This is a genomic window from Thermodesulfovibrionales bacterium (assembly GCA_035686305.1).
Lineage (GTDB): Bacteria > Nitrospirota > Thermodesulfovibrionia > Thermodesulfovibrionales > UBA9159 > DASRZP01.
Genome location: DASRZP010000081.1, coordinates 1 through 2,649, shown reverse-complemented (window position 1 = coordinate 2,649; position 2,649 = coordinate 1). Strand labels below are relative to the sequence as shown.

At 50.7% G+C, this 2,649-nt stretch carries 2 protein-coding genes; both read right to left on the bottom strand.

The genetic code is table 11. The features are described from left to right. Positions 1 to 641 precede the first annotated feature (641 nt). Entirely contained in the window at positions 642 to 1,772 is a 1,131-nt protein-coding gene (locus VFG09_09595) for an IS110 family transposase (GenBank protein HET6515398.1), read from the bottom strand. A gap of 250 nt (positions 1,773 to 2,022) precedes the next feature. Continuing rightward, the coding region (locus VFG09_09590; protein ID HET6515397.1) for a sigma 54-interacting transcriptional regulator at positions 2,023 to 2,649 on the bottom strand (627 nt) is incomplete at its 5' end.

Below are 2,649 nucleotides of genomic sequence, written 5' to 3'. Positions count from 1 at the left end.
CATAGAGATGAACGAGTTCCGTTTCTGCTCCCTTTGAGGCAGAGCCATCAAGCGCCTTCTGAAGCAACGTTGCGGTGTTCCATGTTTTCCTTGGACTTCCGTTAAATGCCATTACCTTCATGGTATGTCTCCTTTATTGATCGTGAATCTATTCCCTTTGCCTTTCTTAACGGCCTGCGGATAGCTGAGTACTAGTGACCTCAACTACTGGCGGATGAACCTAAATGTTGCGAAAACGCAGTTTCGTTCGCAAACCCTGTGTCTGTCATTCCGGCTGATATGTATTAAACCTGTCAAGTGGGCAAGCCGCCTTTTTGTATTTTCCTGTTCATTTTGTTAGGTCCGTGTATTCCGGTCAGGGCACAAGAACTTAGACGACGGTAGATCATTCTGATATACGCGGGTTGGATACCGCATGACTTGTCTTCGTCGTGGAGCTGCCTCTGTCTTGTGTCGAGAGTCATCCTTATTGCAGGAGCCTCAAGCCGGAATCGAGGATTCTCCATACCTGTTCTTCGAACCCTGGCCGGAACACACGGCACATTATAAAAAATCAGTCGTCTGAAGGGGCGGAGAAACCCTATTTCACTTTCGCAGCCCCGGAAGACAACACCTAACATTCTTTTTTTCATCAATTACTTTTATATGTTCATTGAAACGCCGACGGCGCCTTTTCCCATGACTTCACAGGCAATGGCCCAGATAAAACCAACCAATTCCCGGGCTACCGCCGTGCAACTTTCAACAGGGAGCTTCCCTTTGTTCACCAAATACCAGTACCGGTTGCACAGCCTTTTCTGACCCTTCCACGCGATCTCCTGCACAGCCTTGCTGGCCTTCTCTGCCTTTCTCCGCAGATGGCCGGTCTTGCGCGCCGGCAACCGATAGCTCCAGGACGCCTCCACTAATACCCGCCTCACGTGTCCGTTGCCGGTCTTTGTGATCCCACCACGCTTCCGCCGCTCCCCACTGGAATGCTCTGACGGCACAAGGCCGAGATGCGCCATCAGTTGTCTTGGGGATTCAAATCGGGTGATATCCCCAAGCTCCGCGATTATGGTCATCGCTGCTATCAGGTCCACTCCCCGCAAGGCCATCAGCCCCTCTACGACCGGCTTCAGTGTCCACCCATTTAATGCCTTCCTCATCTCTTCTTCCATTGCCGCGACCCGTTGCCCTGCATCTTTAACCATATCGATATATTCCTGAAATACAATCTGCTGGGTTGCTGTCTCAAAACGCTGGCTTTCAAGCCAGCAAAAATATGTCTTTGTCCATTTGCTTTGACCAGGATATACTTTCCCATGTCTCAATAAGAACCCTCCCAGTCGTTGCCGACTCTGCCGCTCCATCGCTTTCACGTCTTCCCGCGCCCGTGTCAGATCCCTCATCGCTTCCTGTTCTTTATCGGGTACCCATATCCCAGTGAGTTCTCCCGCCCTCAGCAACCTTGCAAGGCTCACCGCGTCCCGCCGATCCGTCTTAACCCTGTCTCCTGCTTTCTTCGGTATCAGCGACGGCGCTACCACCATACAGTCATATCCTGCTTTTCTCAGTTGCCGGTAAACGTCGTATCCGCACGGCCCAGCCTCGTAACAGAACAATACCTCTTCTCCTCCCTTACTCAGTTTCTTCGCAAGCTTCACATAGCAATGCGCTTTGTTCTCTATCGTCCCATAATACCCTGCGTCTCCTCTCTCAGCATTCGCCATCCCTACTGAAATCTCCGTCTTGTGCACATCAAGTCCCACAAATTTGCTATACTTCTTCATAACCTGTCCTCCTTAATGTGGCTCTGCGCCTTTGGTTTTTGACCATTAGCTTAACCCACGTCCCTTAAGGATGGACAGGTTTAATACATTATGTCTTGTCCGGAATCTGTCTTTGTTTTCAGAAGGATTCCCGACGCGCTTCGCTTGCGGGAATGACAGCCTTGAACTGAGAATCGATTTTGAGATAGGTTCTACTCATTTCATCAGTTGTTCCGACAAGGACCGACCAAAGGACTAGGAAGTCCTTTGGTCAGCGAGATGTACCAACCTTTTTTCTCAACGTCAACCTGTTGATCCCAAGTATGCGGGCAGCTTCGGACTGGTTCTCCCTCGTCTGGGACAGGATATAGTCAAACACGGTTTTGTCCACTTCCCGGTGGATCTTCTCATAGAGATTCCTCTCCTTCGTCTCAAGGGACTGCTTCATAAATGGGATGAGAACAGAAGAGAGGGTTTCGTGAAAGGGCATCTCCTTCTGCCGAGCAGCATGATATCCGAAGTCTTTGAGGTCATGGGTCGTGAGATAGGGTGTTTTGCTGATCGCGATTGCCGATCGGATCGTATTTTCGAGCTCACGGATATTGCCGGGCCACTCATAGGAACGGAGCTTGTTCAGAAAGGCGCTCGTGATTCCTCTTAGTGGCTTCTGGGCCGAATGGCGATAACGATAAAAGAAGAACCGGACAAGGGGAAGGATGTCGCTCTTGCGCTCGCGAAGGGGAGGAATCTGAATCTCTGCAACGCGCAATCTGTGATAGAGGTCCTCTCTGAACTTTCCTTCCCTGACCATGGCGGGCAGGTCCCTGTTCGTGGCTGATATGACCCTCACGTCAACCTGCATTTCGCTCGTGCTTCCGATTGGATAGAATGTCTGGGT

Coding starts and splice junctions, on each gene's coding strand:
- VFG09_09595 (HET6515398.1), bottom strand. CDS start 1,772: ATGAAGAAGTATAGCAAATTTGTGGGACTTGATGTGCACAAGACGGAG.